We start from the raw sequence: 775 nt of genomic DNA on the forward strand, positions 1-775 counted from the left end.
GTTGTCGGGATCCTTGTCGTAGCGGGTGGCGGGTGGCGACGGCGCGGAAGTGCTTGATCTTGCTGAAGAAGCGTTCGACCCGATTGCGGTGCTTGTACAGGAACGGGCTGAAGGCCAAGACCTGCTTGCGGTTGGGCATCGGCTTCACGTTCGCCCAAGCACCCTGCTCGGACATCCGGGCTCGCAGCGCATCGCTGTCGTAGGCCCGGTCACCCGGCAGGACCTGGCCTTCACCCAGCCCGCCCAGCATGTCGGTCGACGAGCGCCCGTCATGCGCCTGACCGGGCGTGATCTTCAGCGCCACGGGACGGCCCTCGGCATCCACCAGCGCGTGGATCTTGCTGGTCAGGCCGCCCCGTGAACGACCCATGCCACCGGATCCGCCGTCTTTTTTTGGCGCAGGCTGCATGCTGGTAAACCCGCACGCTGGTGGCATCGATCATCTGCAGATCGCCCTCGTAAGCCTTCGACACAGCAACCAGAAGTCGGTCCCAGATGCCGCGCTTGCGCCAGCACCGGAAGCGGTTGCCGCAGGTCGTGTAGGGCCCGTAACGCGCCGGGATGTCGGCCCACGGCGCACCCGTGCGCAGCCGCCAGAAGATCCCGTTCAGCACCCGTCGGTCGTCCACCCGATCCTTGTCGCGTACGTCTGTCGGAAGCAGCGGCTCGATCACCGCCCACTCTGCATCCGTCAGGTCAAACGGCGCCATCCTCGGTCTTCCATTCGGAGAACCAACGACGCCCCGACCAAACCGTGCCACCCGTTATGGGTTCA

The 775-nt window shown here is 65.5% G+C and carries 1 pseudogene; it reads right to left on the reverse strand.

Annotated elements, in window-relative coordinates:
- Positions 1–710 (reverse strand): annotated as a pseudogene (locus FV242_RS34015) (IS5 family transposase); the annotation flags it as partial.
- Positions 711–775 lie beyond the last annotated feature (65 nt).

It is taken from the genome of Methylobacterium sp. WL64 (assembly GCF_008039945.1).
Classification (GTDB): Bacteria; Pseudomonadota; Alphaproteobacteria; order Rhizobiales; family Beijerinckiaceae; genus Methylobacterium.